General features: G+C 72.5%; 14 protein-coding genes. 6 read left to right on the top strand and 8 right to left on the bottom strand.

Annotated elements, in window-relative coordinates; all coding sequences use genetic code 11:
- The first annotated feature begins 7 nt into the window (after positions 1–7).
- Positions 8–859 (top strand): LLM class flavin-dependent oxidoreductase, encoded by an 852-nt coding sequence (locus tag FXF51_RS07780; RefSeq protein ID WP_148433590.1) that lies wholly within the window; start codon positions 8–10, stop codon positions 857–859.
- Positions 860–879: 20 nt separating this feature from the next.
- Positions 880–3,591, top strand: coding sequence for a helix-turn-helix transcriptional regulator (locus tag FXF51_RS07785; RefSeq protein ID WP_148433591.1), 2,712 nt, complete (start codon positions 880–882; stop codon positions 3,589–3,591).
- 4 nt (positions 3,592–3,595) lie between these two features.
- On the opposite strand, the gene FXF51_RS07790 is transcribed toward FXF51_RS07785, so the two are convergent.
- Positions 3,596–4,327 (bottom strand): alpha/beta hydrolase, encoded by a 732-nt coding sequence (locus FXF51_RS07790; RefSeq protein ID WP_148433592.1) that lies wholly within the window; start codon positions 4,325–4,327, stop codon positions 3,596–3,598.
- A 124-nt stretch (positions 4,328–4,451) separates the two neighbouring features.
- Positions 4,452–6,065, bottom strand: a complete 1,614-nt coding sequence (locus tag FXF51_RS07795; RefSeq protein ID WP_148433593.1) for a DUF6351 family protein — start codon at positions 6,063–6,065, stop codon at positions 4,452–4,454.
- Between the two features lie 264 nt (positions 6,066–6,329).
- Here FXF51_RS07795 and FXF51_RS07800 point away from each other — a divergent pair, with 264 nt between their 5' ends.
- Positions 6,330–6,908, top strand: coding sequence for a dihydrofolate reductase family protein (locus FXF51_RS07800; RefSeq protein WP_148433594.1), 579 nt, complete (start codon positions 6,330–6,332; stop codon positions 6,906–6,908).
- Here FXF51_RS07800 and FXF51_RS07805 read toward each other — a convergent pair.
- The 4 genes from FXF51_RS07805 to FXF51_RS07820 are packed head-to-tail and all read right to left on the bottom strand — an operon-like array spanning position 6,905 to position 12,492.
- Positions 6,905–8,905, bottom strand: a complete 2,001-nt coding sequence (locus FXF51_RS07805) for an ABC transporter ATP-binding protein (protein ID WP_148433595.1) — start codon at positions 8,903–8,905, stop codon at positions 6,905–6,907. The genes FXF51_RS07800 and FXF51_RS07805 overlap by 4 nt on opposite strands.
- 15 nt (positions 8,906–8,920) lie before the next feature.
- Positions 8,921–9,799: an ABC transporter permease gene (locus tag FXF51_RS07810; RefSeq protein ID WP_148433596.1), complete on the bottom strand. Its 879-nt coding sequence runs from the start codon at positions 9,797–9,799 to the stop codon at positions 8,921–8,923.
- A complete protein-coding gene (locus tag FXF51_RS07815; protein WP_148433597.1) occupies positions 9,796–10,755 on the bottom strand; it encodes an ABC transporter permease in 960 nt (319 codons plus the stop codon). The genes FXF51_RS07810 and FXF51_RS07815 overlap by 4 nt, the downstream gene beginning before the upstream one ends.
- A 3-nt stretch (positions 10,756–10,758) precedes the next feature.
- Positions 10,759–12,492: a peptide ABC transporter substrate-binding protein gene (locus FXF51_RS07820; RefSeq protein WP_148433598.1), complete on the bottom strand. Its 1,734-nt coding sequence runs from the start codon at positions 12,490–12,492 to the stop codon at positions 10,759–10,761.
- A 199-nt stretch (positions 12,493–12,691) separates the two neighbouring features.
- On the opposite strand from FXF51_RS07820, the gene FXF51_RS07825 reads away from it, so the two are divergent.
- From FXF51_RS07825 to FXF51_RS07835, 3 genes are read left to right on the top strand one after another with little or no spacing between them, the layout of a single operon-like run.
- On the top strand, positions 12,692–13,831 hold the full coding sequence (locus FXF51_RS07825) for an ROK family transcriptional regulator (protein ID WP_148433599.1): 1,140 nt from the start codon (positions 12,692–12,694) through the stop codon (positions 13,829–13,831).
- A 14-nt stretch (positions 13,832–13,845) separates the two neighbouring features.
- Positions 13,846–15,276, top strand: a complete 1,431-nt coding sequence (locus FXF51_RS07830; RefSeq protein WP_222871177.1) for a M81 family metallopeptidase — start codon at positions 13,846–13,848, stop codon at positions 15,274–15,276.
- Between the two features lie 34 nt (positions 15,277–15,310).
- Positions 15,311–16,210: a hypothetical protein gene (locus FXF51_RS07835; protein WP_148433600.1), complete on the top strand. Its 900-nt coding sequence runs from the start codon at positions 15,311–15,313 to the stop codon at positions 16,208–16,210.
- Between the two features lie 138 nt (positions 16,211–16,348).
- Here FXF51_RS07835 and FXF51_RS07840 read toward each other — a convergent pair whose 3' ends face one another.
- Positions 16,349–17,590: a DUF3500 domain-containing protein gene (locus FXF51_RS07840; protein WP_148433601.1), complete on the bottom strand. Its 1,242-nt coding sequence runs from the start codon at positions 17,588–17,590 to the stop codon at positions 16,349–16,351.
- A gap of 13 nt (positions 17,591–17,603) precedes the next feature.
- Positions 17,604–18,314, bottom strand: a complete 711-nt coding sequence (locus tag FXF51_RS07845) for a FadR/GntR family transcriptional regulator (RefSeq protein ID WP_148433602.1) — start codon at positions 18,312–18,314, stop codon at positions 17,604–17,606.
- Positions 18,315–18,321 lie beyond the last annotated feature (7 nt).

Here is an 18,321-nt window from a genome sequence, read left to right on the forward strand (position 1 = left end):
GGCGGGGATGACTCTCGGAGTGGCGGTGCCCTTCACCGATCCGGCCGCGCTGGTTGCGTGGGCGCGGCGCGCGGACGCGGGCCCGTACGGCAGGATCGGCGTGCCGGACCGCATCGTGTACGACAACCCTGAGCCGATGGTCATGCTGGCGGCGATGGCGGCGGCGACGGAGCGCATCCGGGTGCAGTCGGAGGTGGTGCTCGCGCCGCTGCGCGAGCCCGTGCTGCTGGCCAAGCAGGCGGCGACGCTCGACCGGCTGTCCGGCGGCCGGTTCACCCTGGGCCTGGCGGTCGGCGCGCGCGAGGACGACTTCCGCGCGGTGGGCGCCGACCACGCCTCGCGGGGACGGCGGATGGACGAGCAACTGGCGACGATGCGCCGGATCTGGGCGGGCGAGCCCGCCGCTCCCGGCCTCGGCCCCGTAGGCCCGGCGCCGGTGGGCGCGGGCGGCCCTGAGCTGCTGTTCGGCGGGTTCGCGCCGCCGGCGCTGGCGCGGGTCGCCCGCTGGGGCAGCGGCTACGTCTGCCCGGCGCCGCCCGGGTTCGCGGGAGGGCTGTTCGAGCTGGTCAGGCGGCAGTGGAAGGACGCGGGAAGGCCGGGCGAGCCGCTGCTCGTCGGTCAGGTCAACGTGGCACTGGGCCCGGAGCCCACCGTGGCGCAGGCCCGGGAGTCGCTGCTGCGCTACTACGCGTTCGCGCCGGACCTCGCCGCCCAGTCGGTGCGGGCGATGGCGACGACGGCCGCCGGGGTGCGGGACGTCGTGGCCGCGTACCGGGATCTGGGCGCGCATGAGGTGATGCTGAGCTGCTGGTCCGACGACCTGGCGCAGTTGGATCGCCTGGCGGACCTGCTGTCATGACCGATTCGGGGGGATCGGCGATGGTGGGCCGTGACGGGGAGCGGGAGGAGCTGTCGGCCTTCCTGGCGGCCTCCGGCGGGCGGGCACTGGTCGTCAGGGGCGAGACGGGGGTCGGCAAGAGCGCGCTGCTCGACGAGGCCGCCGCTCTCGCCGCGCCCGCGTACGAGGTGGTCAGGGCGGCCGGGGTGGAGGCGGAGGCGGAGCTGCCCTACGCGGGCCTGCACCAGCTCCTCTATCCGCTGCTCCCCCACCTGTCCGGCCTGGACGAGGCGCATCGCGCCGTCTTCGACGTCGTGTTCGGGCTGCGGGCGGGCGGGGCGCCGTCGGTCATGTCCCTCGGCATCGCCGTGCTGGACCTGCTGTCCCTGGCCGCCTCGAAGCGGCCGCTGCTGCTGTTGCTCGACGACGGGCAGTGGCTGGACGCCTCCAGCATCGAGGTGTGCGGGTTCGTCGGGCGGCGGCTGGCCGGCAGCTCGGTGAAGCTGATCGTCGCCGTGCGGTCGGACGTCGGCTCGCGGTTCGACACGGCGGCGCTGCCGGAGCTGCCGCTGCCGGCGCTGCCCGCCGAGGCCGCCGAGAAGCTGCTGGACCTGCGGCATCCGGGGCTCGGCCCGCGGGCCAGGCGTCTCGTCCTGGAGCACGCCATGGGCAACCCGCTCGCGCTGCTGGAGCTGCCGCCTCACGTGGGGTGGGAGGAGGGCGTCATCCCGCTGTCGCGCCGTCTGCAACACGTATACGGCCTGCGGATAGCACGCCTGCCCGCCCCCGTACGCGAGGAGCTGCTGCGCGGCGCCCTGGACGGCGTCGGCGCAGGACCGGGCGGCAACCGCGCCCCCGCCCTCAACGGCCCCGGCGGCCACCGCACCCCCGGCCCCCGCTACCGCATGCGCGGGGCCGACGAGGCGGTGGCGGCCGGGCTCCTGGACACCGACCCGGCCACCGGCGACCTGCTCTTCCGTCACCCGCTGATCCGCTCGACCGTCGTCCAGCTCGCCACCCCGAACCAGCGCCGCACGGCCCACGCCGAGCTGGCGGAAGTCCACCGCGACGACGTCGAACGCCGAGCCCGCCACCTGGCGGCCTCGATCGTGGACCCCGACGAGGGGGTGGCCGCCGCGCTGGAGGCCGCGGCAGAGTCCGCCACCAGGCGTGGCGGCGCGGTCGCCGCCGTGTCGTGGCTGACCAGGGCGGCGGAGCTGAGCGAGACGCCGGCCGACCGTTCCAGGCGGCTCGGGAACGCCGCGTTCATCGCCGGGCACGCCGCGCTGCTGGACCAGGCGCAGCGGCTGGTCCGCGCCGATCCGGCGCCTGGCCCGGCGGAGTCCTCCGCGACGGCCATCGCCTCGGCGTACGTGGCCCTGTACGAGGACGGCGACGTCCGCTCCGCGCACCGCCGGGTCGCGGCGGCGATCGAGAACCTGCGGGACGACGACGCGCGGACGCCCACCCGGCTGGTGGACCTGCTGCTCGCCACCAGCCAGTACGCCGGCGACGGCGCGTCGTGGCACCGCACCGAACAGCTCATGGACGCGCTGAACGGCCGCGTACACCCGCACTCGGCCATCTACCGCGACGCCTGGAGCGACGTCGTGCGCGGCGGCGCGGGCGTGCACGAGCGGGTCGAGCGGGCGTTCGCGGACGTGTCGGTCCTGGAGCCGTGGGACGTCTCCCGCCTGGCCGTGGCCGCCTACCACGTGGACACGCTCAGCCGCTACCGCCCCTACCTGCAGCGGGCCGTGGACCGCGAGGTGGAGACCGGCGCGGTGGCGAACGGCATGACCATGCTGCACCTGATCATGCTCGACCAGCTCGCCACGGGCGAGTGGGACGACGCCGAGCGGACGGGTCAGCGCGCGCTGGAGCTGAACCTCGGGCACCGCAACGCCCTGTTCGCCCACCACACCCGCGCCTACCTGGGCCTCCTGGCGGCGCTGCGCGGCAGGCTGGAACGCGCCCGCGAGCTGCAGGCGGTCGTGGACGCCTGGGCGCGCCCGCGCGGCGTCGGCTTCCTGACCCAGATCGCGGAGGCGATCGGCACGGCGGCGGCGCTCAGCGAGGGCGACTACGAGGCCGCCTACCTGCACGCCATCGGCATCACGCAGCCTGGCTCGTTCGAGCCGTACGCGCACCAGGCCTCCCGCACGCTGCTCGACCTGGTCGAGGCCGCCGTGCACACGGGCCGTCTGGAGCAGGCCCGCCAGCACGCCAGGGCCGCGCTCGACGCCGGGCTGCCCGGGATCTCCCCCCGGCTGGCCCTCGTCACCTACGGGGCGCTGGCCATGACGGCCGGGGAGGAGAAGGAGGCCGAGGACATGTACGCGCGGGCCGAGGCCCTTCCGGCGGCGTCCGGCTTCCCGTTCGAGCTGGCCCGCATCCGGCTGGCGCACGGCGTCCGGCTGCGGCACACCCAGGGCCCCAAGGCGGCCAGGCCGCTGCTGATGCGCGCCGCCGAGTCGTTCGAGCGGCTCGGCGCCGCCGGCTGGGCCGAGCGGGCGCAGGCCGAGCTGCGGGCCTCGGGAACGCCCGCGCGCACCTCGTACCTGACCTCCTTGACCTGGCAGGAGCACCAGATCGCCGAGCTGGCCGCGAGCGGGCTGACGAACAAGGAGATCGGCGAGCGCATGCACCTGTCGCCGCGCACGGTCAGCTCGCACCTCTACCGGATCTTCCCGAAGCTGGGCATCGCCTCGCGCGCGGCGCTGCGCGACGCCCTGGGCAAGCTCGGTCAGTGACCCCTCAGGCACGGATGCCCCGCTCGGCGAGCCAGAGCAGGACGTAGTCGGCGACCTCCCGCCAGCCGCTGTCCACGACCAGCGAATGCGCCCGGTCGGGGAACTGCTTGAGGCTGCTCACCGCCGTCGAGTCGCCGTACAGCTTGTACACGGCGCGGGTGGCGGCGTCCGGCACCAGCCGGTCCTCCTGTCCCGAGATCAGCAGCAGCGGCCCGCGCGCGGCGTTGCCCGCGTCCACCGCGGCGCGGGGATGCGCGCCGCCGCCCAGCTCCGTCAGCAGCCGGGACGGCGCGGGCACGACGTGTGTCTCGTGCAGCCGCGCCGACTCCTCCGCCGTCACCGTGTTGGCGAGGAGCCGGTGGAACAGCCCGGCGTCGAGCGACTCGGGCCACGGCTCCCGCCCGACCGGGTCGGCCGGGACGGGGGCGATGGCCACGGCCGCGCGGCCCAGGTTCGTGCCGAGCAGGTGCTGGGCGATCAGCCCGCCCACCGAGTGCCCGACGATCACCGGCGGGGTGTCGAAGGACCGCACGATGTCCGCGTAGTGCTCCGTGAGCGCGTCGAGCCCCACCTCCGCCCCCGGCCGCTGCCGGGCCTCCGCCACCGTGGCGGGCTCCCCCGGCCAGCCGGGCGCGTAGACGGCGAACCCGAAACTGGAGAAACGCTCGTCCCACGGCGCCCAGGACAGCGCGTGCAGCCACACGCCATGGATGAAGACGACGGGAGTGGGGTTCACGGATCCTCCGGGAGCGCTTGGTGTGCGTCAAGGATCGGGCGAGCGGGCCGCCTGCGGGAACAGTCGAATGACTCAAAATCGCCGGTCCCCGGGGCCGTGCCAAGGCCCCGGGGACGCGGACCGGTCAGTGCCGGGGCTGGACGCACCGGTAGCTCGCCGCGTCGGCCAGGTCGCCGTGGCCGGTGTAGCGGGAGACGGACGGGTACAGGCACAGCTCGCGCGTGACGGTCTTGCCTGAGGCGTCCTTGGCGGCGGCGCTCAGCGTGCGCGGCGCCTTGCCCTGCTCGACCCAGGCGGTCAGCGCGCCCAGGGCGTCGGTGGGCACCGGGGCGGTGCCGCCGGAGCCGCAGTGGTTCACGCCCGGCGCCAGGAACAGCCGGTAGAAGTCGTCGACCCGGCGCGAGCCGCCCAGCCGCCGCTCCACCCGCTCGCGGTAGTCGACGGTGCCCAGGGTGGGGATGAGCTGGTCGGCCTGGCCGTGCCAGGTCAGCAGCTTGCCGCCGGCCTTGCGGAAGCCCGACAGGTCGGGGTCGTCGGTGCCGATGACCGCGTCGTACTCGGCCTGCGACTGCTTGAACAGCTCGGCGAACTGCGCGTAGGTGATGGTCGTCAGGTCGAAGGACGGCTGGCGCTTCAGCCAGGTCTGCACCCAGGCGGCCGGGACGGGGAACGGCTGGCCCACCCGCTTGCCGTCGTCGCCCGGCACGGTCGCGGCCAGGTCGAAGGTCGCGCCGATCGGCACGCCGTACCAGAGCTTCTTGCCCGAGGGCGTGCGCGGGCCGTCCCAGATCTTGCGCACCACCGCCGCGTCGGCCGCGGAGATGGTCTCCTTCACGCCGTCGCACTCGACCGTCTGGCCGATGAGCTTGCGCGGGTCGAAGGCGCACTTGGCGGGGTCGCCGACGATCCCGTCACGGGCGCCGTCCAGCGCGTCGCAGGCCTTGACGGCGGCCTGGTTGAACAGGTTGAACTCGCACGCGGCGGGATAGTTCTTCTCCTGGTTCATCACCACCTGCGGCCACAGGGTGGCGACCTCGAACTCGTCCCAGTTGATGCCCGGGGCGTTGGCCAGGATGCCGTCGTAGTCGCCGGGATGGCGCTGGGCCTCCATGTAGCCCTGGCGGCCGCCGGTCGAGCAGCCGTTCCAGTAGGAGTAGGAGGCGGGCTTGCCGTACACCTCGTCGATGACCTGCTTGGCGACCAGGGTCATCTCGTGCTGGGAGCGGTCGGCGAAGTTCTTCAGCAGTGCCGTGTTGACCGCGCCCGCGCTGTTCAGCGCCCAGCCCGTGTCGATGTAGGTGCTCACGCCCGCGTCGGTGGTCGCGGCGGCGTAGCCGGTCTTGACCGCGCCGGCCAGCGCGGCGCCGTAGTCGCCGGCGGCGAAGGCGCTGCCGCCGACCGCCTGGAACCGTCCGGTCCAGCCCTGCTCGGGCAGCCACACCTGCACCTTGGCGTGGTCGCCGACGCCCGGGTGGGTGAGCGTGACCGTGACCGCGCAGTGCGCGGGCACGTCGGGGACGTCCACCGCGGGCAGCGGCGTCACCGGCGGAACGTGCACGGTGCCCGCCTCGCGGCGCTCCGCCGTCACCGACTCCACCGCGGTGCCGTCGGGGGCCTTCACGGAGATCGAGGAGGCACAGGTGAACGGGGCGGCGGTGGCCGCCGAGGCGCTGGTCGGCAGGCAGATCGCCGCCGCCAGCGGCACACCGGCCGCGAAGGCGGCCAGGAGTCTCTTCATGGATGTCCCATCACTGGAGTACGCGTCATCGCTGCGCGGCAGGTCCGGCCGGGTCCCTGCCGCGATGGCTCAACTCTGGCCCTGGCGGCGGGCACGGCACATCAGTCACATGACGGCGGAATCCGGCGGCCGGTTCGGCGCACGAAAGGCCACCTCACCACCGTCATGTGACGGAGCGCGGAAATCTTTTCCGGGCGATGTCGATTCCGGCGTGGTGCGATCGACGCGTTGGTGAGAGCGCGGAACACACCAACGGGAGATGTGATGAGCACTGTGGTGATGCACAACGTCGTGTCGGTGGACGGCTTCATCGCCGACGAGCACGACGGGATCGGGCCGCTGTTCGACTGGTACGCCAACGGCGACGTCGAGCTGGTGGAGGGCTCGGGGATCAAGGTCTCCAGGACCTCGGCCGACTACGTCAAGCCGATCTGGGCCGCCATCGGGTCGATGGTGATCGGGCGGCACCTGTTCGACATGACCAACGGCTGGGAGGGGAGGCCGCCGACGGGTGAGCACGTGGTCGTGGTCTCCCACCGGCCCAAGCCGGAAGGGTGGCACCCCGAGGCGTCGTACCACTTCGTGGACGACGTGGCCCGGGCGGTCGCGCTGGCCCGGGAGCTGGCGGGCCGGCGCAACGTCGCCGTCGCGGCGGGCGAGGTCGGCGGGCAGGCCTTCGCCCTCGGGCTGGTGGACGAGGTGGCGATGGACGTGGTGCCCGCGGTCCTCGGGTCGGGCAAGCGGTACTTCGGCTCGGTCGCCGCCCCGCACCTGCTCGACGACCCGCACGTGGTGATCCAGGGCGACCGCGTCCTGCACCTCCTCTACCGCGTGCGCCGCTAGTCGGCCACCTCCCGTAGCGGGAAGTGGCAGGCGACCTGGTGCGGCCCGCCCTCCAGCACCGGCTCGGTGGCGCAGACGTCCTGCGCCAGCGGGCAGCGGGTGCGGAAGCGGCAGCCGGTCGGCGGGTTGAGCGCGCTCGGCAGCTCACCCCTGATGGTCGTGTCAGGGCTGGGCGTGTGGCCGGGGTCGGGCGACGGCACGGCGTCCAGCAGCGCCTGCGTGTACGGGTGGCGCGGCGCCCGCACCACCTGGTGGGCGGGCCCCACCTCCACCAGCTTGCCCAGGTACATCACGCCGATGCGGTCGGCCATGTAGTCGACCACGGACAGGTCGTGGCTGATGAACACGTACGACAGGCCGAGCTCGCCCTGGAGGTCGCGCATCAGGTTGAGCACCTGCGCCTGCACCGACACGTCCAGGGCGCTGACCGGCTCGTCGGCCACGATCAGCCGGGGCCGCAGCGCCAGCGACCTGGCGAGGCCGATGCGCTGGAGCTGCCCGCCGGAGAACTCGTGCGGATAGCGCTCCAGCGCCCGCCTCGGCAGGCCGACCTGGTCGAGCAGCTCGCTGACCCGGGCGCGGCGCGCGGCGGCGTCGCCGACCTGCTGGATCTCCAGCGGCTCGGTGAGGATGGAGTCGACGCGCATGCGCGGGTTCATGGCCGCGTAGCTGTCCTGGAACATGAGCTGCACCTTGCGGTGCATGCGGTGGCGTTCGCGCCGGTCCAGGCCGGCGATGTCGGTGCCGTCCACGACGATGCGGCCGCCCGTGGGGGTTTCGAGCCCGGCGACGAGGCGGCCGACGGTGGACTTGCCGCAGCCGGACTCGCCCACGATGCCGAGCGTCTCGCCGGGCTTGACCTCGAAGGACACCCCGGCGACGGCGCTGACGCGCCCGGCGCCCTTGCGCAGGCCCGCGCCGCCCGCGTCGTACTCCTTGACCAGGTCCCGCACGCTCAGGATCGGCTCGGCCGGCGCGGTGGCGGCCCTGGCGTGGCCGGCCGAGGCCGCGATCGTGACGGGCTCGGTGACAGGGTGCAGGCAGGCGAACGCGTGCCCGTCCCCGGTGAGCCGGACGTCGGTGGTGCGGCACTCGTCGGTGGCGAAGCGGCAGCGGGGCGCGAAGCGGCAGCCGGTCAGCGGCCGTGACAGGTCAGGCGGCAGGCCGGGGATGCTGTAGAGCCGCCCGTCCCCGTCATGAGCCGACTCGGGCAGGGCGCGCATGAGCGCCTCGGTGTAGCGGTGGCGCGGCGCGCGGAACAACTCGGCGGTCGTGGCGGTCTCCACCACGCGTCCCGCGTACATGACGGCGACCCTGTCGGCGCGGCCGGCGATCACCCCGAGGTCATGGGTGACCAGGATGACCGCCATCTTGAACTCTTCGCGCAGATCGTCGATGAGTTCGAGGATCTGGCGCTGGGTGGTGACGTCCAGCGCCGTGGTGGGCTCGTCGGCGATGAGCAGGCGCGGGGAGCGGATGAGCGCCATGGCGATGACGACGCGCTGGCGCATGCCGCCCGAAAGCTGGTGCGGGTAGTCATCCACGATCTTGTCGGGGCGGGGCATGCCGACCCGGCGCAGGATCTCCACGGCCCGCTCGCGCGCCTCGGCCTTGCCGACCCCCTGGTGCACCCGCAGCGGCTCGGCCACCTGGGCGCCGATGCGCATGGTGGGGTTGAGCGAGGTGAGCGGGTCCTGGAAGACCATGCCCATCTCGACGCCGCGCACCCGGCGCAGCTCGGGCGCCGGCATGGTGCGCAGGTCGCGGCCGTCGAAGAGGATCTCCCCGCCGACGACGCTTCCGCCCGGGGGCAGCAGCCCCATGATCGACAGCACGGTCATGGTCTTGCCGCTGCCCGACTCGCCCACGATGCCGAGCGTCTCGCCCTGCCTGACCTCCAGGTCCACCTGATCGAGCGCGTGCACGGTGCCGCGCCGCAGCGCGATGTCGGTGCTGAGGCCGCGCAGCCGCAGCAGCGGCTCGCCGGGAACCTCCATGTACGAAACCTCCTGCTAGCGCCGCCGGAGGCGGACCTCGAAGACGTCCCTCAGCCCGTCGCCGATGAAGTTGAAGGCGAGGACGATGAGGATGATGGCGATGCCCGGCGGGTACAGCAGCCACCAGTGGCCGCTGAAGGTGTCCGACAGGCCGTCGGACAGCATGCCGCCCCAGTTCGCCGCGGGTGGCGGCACGCCCAGGCCGAGGAACGACAGGTAGGCGACGTAGAGGATCGCGTCGGCCACCTGGAAGGTGGCGTTGACGATCACGGTGCCGATGGCGTTCGGGATGATGTGCCTGCGCACGGCGCGCCCGCCGGTGCCGCCCATGCCGCGCATCGCCATGACGTACTCGCGGGTGCGCAGCGACAGCGCCTCGCCGCGGACCAGCCGGGCGGGGCCGAGCCAGGCGAAGGCGCCGATGATGAGGATGAGCATCGGCACCGTGGGCGTCACGATCGAGGCCATCAGCATGAACAGGAACAGCGCGGGGATCGACATCATGGCGTCCACCACGCGCATCATGACCGCGTCCACCCAGCTTCCCGCGAACCCGGCGACGGCGCCCCAGACGGTGCCCACGACGGTGGCCAGCAGGCCGGCGGCCAGGCCGACGATGATGGACGTCTGCCCGCCCAGCATGAGCCGCCCGAGCTGGTCGTAGCCGACGCCGTCGGTGCCGAGCGGGTGGCCGTCCGTGCCTGGCGTCAGGAAGACCTTCGTCAGGTCGGTGTGTACCTGGTCGGTCTGGTAGAACAGCGGCCCGAGGAAGGAGAAGGCGGCGAGCAGCACGAACAGGCCCACGCCGACCAGGGCGAGCCGGTTCTCGACGAAGACCTCGAGCCCCTGCCGCCACATCCCGCGGACGGGCGCCTCTTCCTGCGGAGCGGTCATGACCGGCCTGCCTTGAGTCGTACGCGCGGATCGACCGCGGCGTAGAGCACGTCGGCGACCAGCGCGCCGAGCACCGTGGCCACCGAGATCAGCAGCGTGACGCCGAGCAGGATCGGGTAGTCCCGCTTGAGCGCCGCCTGCCAGAACAGCAGCCCCATGCCCGGGTAGTTGAACAGCCGCTCGACCACGAGAGCGCCGCTGAACAGCGCGGGCAGGTACATGCCGAGCAGGGTGATGACGGGGAACAGGCCGTTGCGCAGCGTGTGCCCGACGATCACCCGGCCCTCCGACAGGCCCTTGCTGCGTGCCGTGCGGACGTAGTTCTCGTTCAGGTTGTCGACCATGGACGAGCGCACGTAGCGGGAGTAGACCGCGACGGTGAGGATCGTCAGGGTGAGCGTCGGCAGCACCAGCCCGGCCGGGTCGGCCAGCACCTCCGCCATGGTGAAGCCCTGCGGGGCCTCGGGCGGCAGCACCGGCCACACCTGGGAGAACAGAATGATCATCATGAGACCCATGAAGAAGATGGGCGTGGCGTAGGCCAGCAGCGCCAGCCCGTTGATGGTGTAGTCGGGCCAGCGGTTGCGCCGCACCGCCTGCACCACGCCCAGCGGGACGGCCACCACGACCGCCAGGAACGTCGAGGCCAGCGACAGGAGCATGGTCTTGGGCAGCCGCTGCCAGATGGCCTCGGTCACCGACTGGTTGAGCTGGAAGGAGTAGCCCAGGTCGCCCTGGACCAGCCGCTGCAGGTACATCGCGTACTGCTGCCACAGCGGCCGGTCGTACCCCATCTCGTGGTTGAAGGCGGCGATCTGCTGGAGCGTCGCCTCCTTGCCGAGGATGGCCCGCGCCGCACCGCCGGGCAGCAGGTGCAGGATCACGAACGTGATCAGCGTCACCAGGATCACGATGACCAGGGCCTGGCCCAGGCGCGTGAGGAGGTAGCGGGCCAACGGTCAGCTCTTCCAGGACCAGTCTTGGAAGTACATCAGGTTCATCGGGTCCTGCGGCTCGACGCCCTGCAGCCCCGACTTGTACGCCGAGATCTGGTAGACGGGGTTCGGCATCCACAGCACCGGCAGGTCCTTGGCCAGGAAGTCGTTGTACTCCTGGAGGGCGGCGGCGTCGTCGGAGAACTGCGCCTTCTCGATCAGCTCGTCGGCCTCGGGGTTGCTGTAGCTGCCGAGGTTGACGGGGGCGTCGGTCTGGAACAGGCGCTCACCGGAGGCGAAGGCCGGGTAGTACCAGCTGCCCTGCGAGCCGAAGAACGACATGTCCCAGTCGCACTTGGACTCCTCGGGCTTGCAGGCCGGAGTGACCGCGACGGAGTCGGGCACCTCCTTGATGGTGAGCTGCACGCCGACCTTGGCCATCGTCGACTTGATCTCGGCGAACATCTTGGTGGTCGCGGCGAAGCCGGACTGGCTGGTGACGGTGAAGCTCAGCGGGGTGTCCTTGGCGATGCCCTCGCCGCACAGGGCGGGGTCGGCGCAGGTGGTCTGCCCGTCGGGGGTCACCTTCCAGCCGTGGCTCTCCAGCAACTGCTGGGCCTTGGCCGGGTCGAACGGGTAGGCGCAGCCCTGGCCGGCGGGCGAGCCCTGCTTGGCGGGCACCGGGCCGCAGGTGGGGGCGGCCATGTCCGACCAGATCACCTTGCTGATCGTGGGCTGGTCGATGAGCATCTGCAGCGCCTGGCGCAGGTACGGCTGCTTGAACAACACCCCTGACTTGGGGTTGTTGTAGTTGAGCTGCAGGTACGTGATCGACCATCCGTACCAGGGGGCGACCTTGTAGCTCTTCGACTCCAGGTAGGCCTTCTGCGACAGGTTGGCCGGCGGGATGTAGCCGTAGTCGATCTGGCCGGCGCGCAGCACGTTGAACTCGGCGTCGTCGCCGGTGAACGGGCGCAGCACGATCTTGTTCAGCTTCGGCTTGTCGGGGCCGGAGTAGGCCTCCTGCTTGGCCAGGACCACCTCGCCGCTGGGCACGTAGCTCGCCAGCTTCCACGGGCCGCTGGTGGTCTTCCACAGCGGGTTGGTCGCGTACGACTTGGGGTCCTTGGAGGCGGCGGTCAGCTCCTCGAAGGTCTTCTTCGCGTCGCCCTTGTCCCAGGCGTGCTGGGGCAGCGGCACGATGCGGTTGAGCTGGTTGCCGACGAACCAGGCGGCGTTGTACGCCTTCGTGGTGGTCAGCGAGAACGTCTTGTCGTCCTTGACCTTGAAGGACTCGACGTTGTCGGGGAAGCCGCCGGGCTTGTAGGAGGCCCACTTGTCCTTGTTGGCGGTGACCAGGTCCCACCAGAACTTCACGTCCTTGGTGGTGATCGGCTTGCCGTCGGACCAGGTGTTGTCCTTGAGCGTGATCGTCAGTGTCCTGCCCTTGTCGCTGACGACGGGCGGCTCGGCCAGCGACCGCTGCGGGTTGACGTTGTCGGTGCTGGAGCCGTCGAGCTGGTAGCTGTACAGCTTGCGGTACAGGGCGGTGGAGAAGATGTCGTTCTCGCCCTGGGTGAAGCCGGGGGCCGAGATCGGCAGGATCCAGTTCGGCGTGCGCAGGGCCACGGTCACGGTGTCCTTGCCCTGCGCGCCGCCGCCCTGCTGCGGACTGCCGCCGCCGGCGCCCGCGCTGCAGGCGGTCAGACTGAGCCCGATGGCCACCACGCCGCTCAGGATGCGGGTTCTCGTCCCCATGTTTCTCCTCGTCGGAACGTGCGCGTGCCCTCCAGGGGCCCTTCAATCGGGAGAATGTATAGAGGTACAAGTTCTAAGTCAATGCGAAAAATCACCTTTGTTCGGGACACTTATTTCGGGATAGAGTCCCCGGCGAAGCATCTATCGGGTGATCGTTCTCGTGCCCGATGATGGGTGTTCCATCAAGGGGAGGAGAGGCATGTCGGAGCCGCCCGCCAATCTGCGCGAGCAGGCGTTGAGCCTGCTGGCCAGCGGCAAGGCCGCCTCCCGCGCGGATCTGGTGGAGATCATGGAGGTGGCTCCGTCCACGGTCTCCAGCGTGGTGCGCCGCCTGCTGGAGGAGGGCACGATCCTGGAGGAGGGCGTGGGCGCCTCCACCGGCGGGCGCCGGCCCAGGATCCTGCGGCTGCGCGAGGACGGCGGCGTGTTCGTGGTCGCCGAGCTGGGCGCCCGCCACGCCCGCGTCGGCCTCTGCTCCCCCACCGGCGCCCTCCAGGCGGTCCAGGAGTTCGCCGTCGACATAGGAGCAGGCCCCAAAGCGATCTTCGACCGGATCACCGAGGCCTTCGACGGCATCAGGACCGCCCACGCGCCCGGCCGCCGGCTGCTGGCCGTCGGCATGGCGCTGCCCGGCCCGGTGGACTTCCCGCACGGACGGCTCGTCGGCCCCGCCCGCATGCCCGGCTGGAGCGGCTACGACGTCCAGCGCGACCTGCGCGACCGCTTCCAGGTGACCGCCGTCGTCGACAACGACGCCAAGGCCGCCGCGATCGGCGAGCACGTCACCCGCCGCGAGGCAGGCGACATGATCTACGTCAAGGCCGGCAGCGGCATCGGCGGCTGCCTCGTCAGCGGCGCCCAGATCTACCGGGGCGGACGCGGGCTGAGCGGCGACGTCACCCACGTGCGGGTCGCCGACAGCGGCGAGCGCGACTGCACCTGCGGCAGCCGCGGCTGCCTGGAGACCGTCGCCAGCGGCGCCGCGCTCGCCCGCGAGCTGGCAGGCCGCGGCCTGCCCGTGACCAGCCTCCGCGACGTCATCGCCGCCACCGTCAACGCCGACCCCGCCGTGGTCACCCTCGTCCGCCAGGCCGGCCGCCACCTGGGCGTCGCCCTGTCGGGCCTGGTCAACTTCCTCAACCCCGACAGCGTCGTCATCGGCGGCGCGCTGTCGAGCCTGGACGTCTACGTGGCGGCCGTCAAAGGCATGCTCTACGAGCGCTGCCTGCCGCCCCTGACCCAGTCGCTGTCCATCGAGGCGAGCATCGCCGGCCCCGACGCGGCCCTCATCGGGCTGGGCCGGCTCCTGCGGGAGACCGCCGACGTCCGCCCCTCCTAGAAAGCACCACCACGTTGTCTCTGCGCATCGCCATCTGTGGCGTCCACATCGAGTCCAGCACCTTCTCGCCGCACCTCAGCGGCGCCGGCGACTTCACCGTCACCCGCGGCCAGGCCCTGCTCGACAGGTACGACTGGCTCGCCGACCCGTGGGCGGCCGACGTGGAATGGGTGCCCATCGTGCACGCCCGCGCCCTGCCCGGCGGCGCGGTCGAGCCCGCCGCGTACGACGCGTGGCGGGCCGAGATCGTCCAGGGCCTGTCCAGCGGCGCGTTCGACGGGGTGCTGCTCGACATCCACGGCGCGATGAGCGTCGTCGGCCGCCAGGACGCCGAGGGCGACCTGATCACCGCGATCCGCTCCGTCATCGGCCCGGAGCCGCTCGTGTCGGCGGCCATGGACCTGCACGGCAACGTCTCCCCCACCCTGTTCGCCGGCTGCGATCTGCTGACCTGCTACCGCACCGCGCCGCACGTGGACGTCTGGGAGACCCGCGAGCGCGCCGCCCGCAACCTCGTCGAGGCCCTGCGCAGGGGCGGGCGCCCGCACAAGTCGCTGGTCCACGTGCCCATCCTGCTCCCAGGCGAGATGACCAGCACCCGCGTCGAGCCCGCCCGCGGCCTGTACGCCCGCATCCCCGGCATCGAGGCCAGGCCCGGCGTGATCGACGCGGCCGTCTGGATCGGCTTCGCCTGGGCCGACGAGCCGCGCTGCACCGGCGCTGTCGTGGCCACCGGCACCGACGCCGCCGCCACCGAGCAGGCGGCCCGCGAGCTGGGGCAGGCGTTCTGGGACGCGCGCGACGACTTCGCCTTCGTCGCGCCCACCGGCTCCATGGACGAGTGCCTGGACGCCGCCCTCAAAGAGGGCTCCGCCCGGCCGTACTTCATCAGCGACTCCGGCGACAACCCGGGAGCGGGCGGCGCCGACGACGTCACCTACGCGCTGGAGCGGATGCTGGCCAGGCCCGAGATCCGCGACGGCTCCACCCGCGCCGTCTTCGCCTCCCTCTTCGACCCCGAGGCGGTGGCGCAGGTCGCGCACCTCCCGGTCGGCTCGCCTGTCAGCGTCCGCGCCGGCGGGCGCCTCGACACCCGGCCGCCGGGGCCGCTCCTGCTGGAGGGCACGCTGGAGGCCGTCGCCGACGACCCCGACGGCGGGCAGGTGGTCAGCGTGCGCGTCGGCGGGCTGAGCGTCTTCCTGACCTCGCGCCGCATGCAGTACCGGCTGCTGGAGTCGTACCGGCGGCTCGGGGTGGACGTCGGTCAGGTGGACATCGTCACGGTCAAGATCGGGTACCTGGAGCCGGAGCTGTTCGAGGCGGCGGCCGGCTGGATGCTGGCGCTCACGCCCGGAGGCGTGGACCAGGACCTGCACCGGCTGCCGTACCGGAACCTGAAGCGGCCGATCTTCCCGCTGGACCGGGACGCGGCGCTGGGAGCTTGACACCTCTGCGGCAGGACCGATAGGTCCGTCGCTCGTGTCATCCAGAATCGCCTTACCCGGCTTATGCGCCCTGGCACTCCTGGTGCCGCTCGTCCCCGCCGCCGTCCTGCCCGGAGCCGCGAACGCGGCCACCTGCGTGGCCGTCACCGCGTTCCTGGTCGTGCCCGTCGTGGTGCTGCGGCGCAGGCGGTGGGCGCCGCGGCTGGGCGCCGCGCTGCTGGCCCTGCTCGCCGTGGCCGCCGCCACGCCGTCGCTCACCGGGCTGGGCGCGCCGAGCCCGGAGGAGCTCCAGGTCGCTCTGACGCTCCAGCACGCCAGGGGCGGACCCGCCGACTCCGCCGCCCTGCTCTCCAGCGAAGCGCTGAGCGGCCTTCCCTGGAGCGGCGAGTTCCTGCTGCTGCTCGCGCTCGCCTGCCTGGCGGGCGCGGGGCTGCTGCTGGCGCTCCACCGGCTACTCCACCACCAGGCGCGTGAGCTCCTCCCGCTGCGCTGGCGGTGGCCGCTGGCCATGTGGAGCGCGGCCCTGGTGCTGGTGAGCGTTCCCTACGCGATGCTGGTGGGGATCCTGGCCTCCGGGCCGAGCGAGATGGGGATGTCGTTCATCGACGGCGTCTGCTTCGGCAACTCGGGGGAGCTCATGTTCGCGACGGCCGTCCTGGCCCTTCTTCCCGATCCGATCGTGGTCGCCGTGGGCTTCGGCTTGTGGGCGCTGCTGGCGGGCACCGGTCACCGGCCGGCGGCCCGGGTCGCGGGCTGGCTGACGGTGGTGCCGCTGGTGGCCGGTGACCTGATGGTGAGCTGGCTGCCCGTGCTCGGCTGCGGGCTGTCCTCGGACGAGGTGACCAGCCCTGTCACCTCGGCGTGGGTGCTGTACGTGCTGCTTCCCATCGTCCTGATCCTTCTGGCGGTACGGCTGCGCCGGGCCCCTCGCTGAGCTCCGCCCGGATGGCCGCCCCGTCGGCGTAGAGCACCGGTGGGGCGGTGTGCTCGCGGTGCTCGACCTCCACGACCAGCCCCTGCGACCGGGTCTGCTCCCATGCGTGGACCTCGTCCACCGTACGCACCTCAGCAGTCATCGGGCCTGCCACTGGCGGACCCAGGCGCGGCCGTAGTCGTTGCCGTGCGGGGTGCGCAGCACGGTGTGGACGTGGAACGGCTTGGGCGTGTCGTAGTCGAGGAACACCCCGCAGTGGTGGTCCAACTCGGCGATGAGCACCGGCGACTGCAGCCGGTAGTAGAAGACGTCGCCCGGCCGGTGGCCGCCGATCCAGCAGAACCAGGTCTCGTCCAGGTGCTCGGCGATCTCCCTCATGCGGGCGGCGCGCGGCCCCTCCGGCAGCAGCCGGACGTAGCACTCGGCGATCGCCAGGGCGTGCTCGCGCGCCTCGGCGGGCGCGTCGGCGAGACTCACCCCCTCGAACGGGATGACGCGGTTGTCCTGGAACGCCCCCGCCAGGTGCCGTTCGTCGCCGGGGTGCACGCGGCCCTCCGGCATCGCGGGATCGACCATCCGCTCGTACAGGACGGCCTGCCCGCGCTGCTCCCGCGTCAGCGCGCCCATCAGCCGCAACCCGAGCTCCACCCGGTCGGCGAACAGGCCGCGCAGGCCCGCGTGCGGGCCCGCATCGATCTCGTCGGGCTCGGCGCCGAGGAACACCGGCGACAGCACCATGCGGCCCTCGACGACCAGGCAGTTGAGCGCGCAGTGGTGGCCGTAGAGCTGCCAGCCCCACGGGGCCCGCGGGTCGGGGGTGCCGTAGAGTGCGAGGTTGTAGCTGAACTCGTTGAGGATGGTCTCCAGGCCGACGACCTCGCCGAGGAAGCCGTTGACCAGCATCATCGCGTGCGCCAGCCGGTAGCCCTCAGGGGAGAGCGAGGCGCGCACCAGGGCCAGCGCCCGCTCGCGGACGGCCCGCGGCTGCAGGTCCAGCCGCACGCCGGTGTCGAACTGCATGAACTCCGGGTTGGCCCAGGTCTGCCACTCGACGGCGTCCACGGCGAACGTGATCCGCTCGCGCCCCTCGGCGTCCAGGGCGGAGAGCAGGTCGTTCGCGGCGGTCACCATCGCCTCGACCGGCGCCTCCTCCCCCGGCTCGGCCGGCTTGAGCGGGTGGAGGCCCGCGCGCAGGGCGCCGTCCTCGGTGACGCCGTGGAAGTCGTTCTCGTAGAGCGGCGTCCAGCCCTCGACCAGGCCGCCGGTGAACGTGCCCGGCTTCCTGGCGAACTCGCGATAGGCGTACGGGTCGAGCCCCCGCACCTCGGCCAGCCTCGGGTGATCGTGCGGGAACAGGTACTGGCGGTACTCGCCGGGCATGGGGAGCCCCTTCTTACGTGGTGGTGTTGTGCCGGGCGACGGCGGCGCGAACCGCGGCCTCGTCACCGGCGGCGATCGCCGCCACCAGGTCGGCGTGGACCTGGTAGCGCTCGGCGCGGTAGCCGGCGGCGGCAGGGTCGTCGTCGAGGCGGGAGGACGCGGCGCCCAGGTGGCCCAGGGTGCCGGTGTAGACGGCCCGCGCCATCGCGTTGGGGCTGATCGCGGCGATCCGCTCGTGCAGCGCCCAGTTGGCGCGCATGAAGCCGTCCCAGTCGGGGGCGGCGCGGAGCTGCGCCAGCAGGCCGCGCAGGTCGGCGACGTCCTGGCCGGTGCGGTGGCGGGCGGCGCCGACGTCGATGAGCTCCTCCAGGTGGTCGCGCAGCTCGATGGCGTCGGCGACCGTGCCCGGCTCCTCCTCGACGCTGAGCAGCGTGTGCCGCAGCCGCACCACGGGCCCGCGCTCGGCGACGAACAGCCCGCCGCCGCGCCCCGGGCGGATCTCCAGCACGCCCCTGTCGCGCAGCAGCCGGACGGCCTCGCTGACCGTCGCGTAGGCCAGGCCGGTCTCCGCGCGCAGCGACTCCAGCGTGCCGACCGGCTCGCCAGGAGCCAGCCCGCGCGTGCGGATCCGGTCGTCGAGCAGGGCGGCGAGCTGCTCGGCACGGGTACGCGCGCCCTGCCCGAAGCCGGTCAGGGCTTGTCCGGATGAGGAACTCTGCGGCATAGTCCTT

This window comes from Nonomuraea sp. PA05 (assembly GCF_008086045.1).
GTDB lineage: Bacteria > Actinomycetota > Actinomycetes > Streptosporangiales > Streptosporangiaceae > Nonomuraea > Nonomuraea monospora.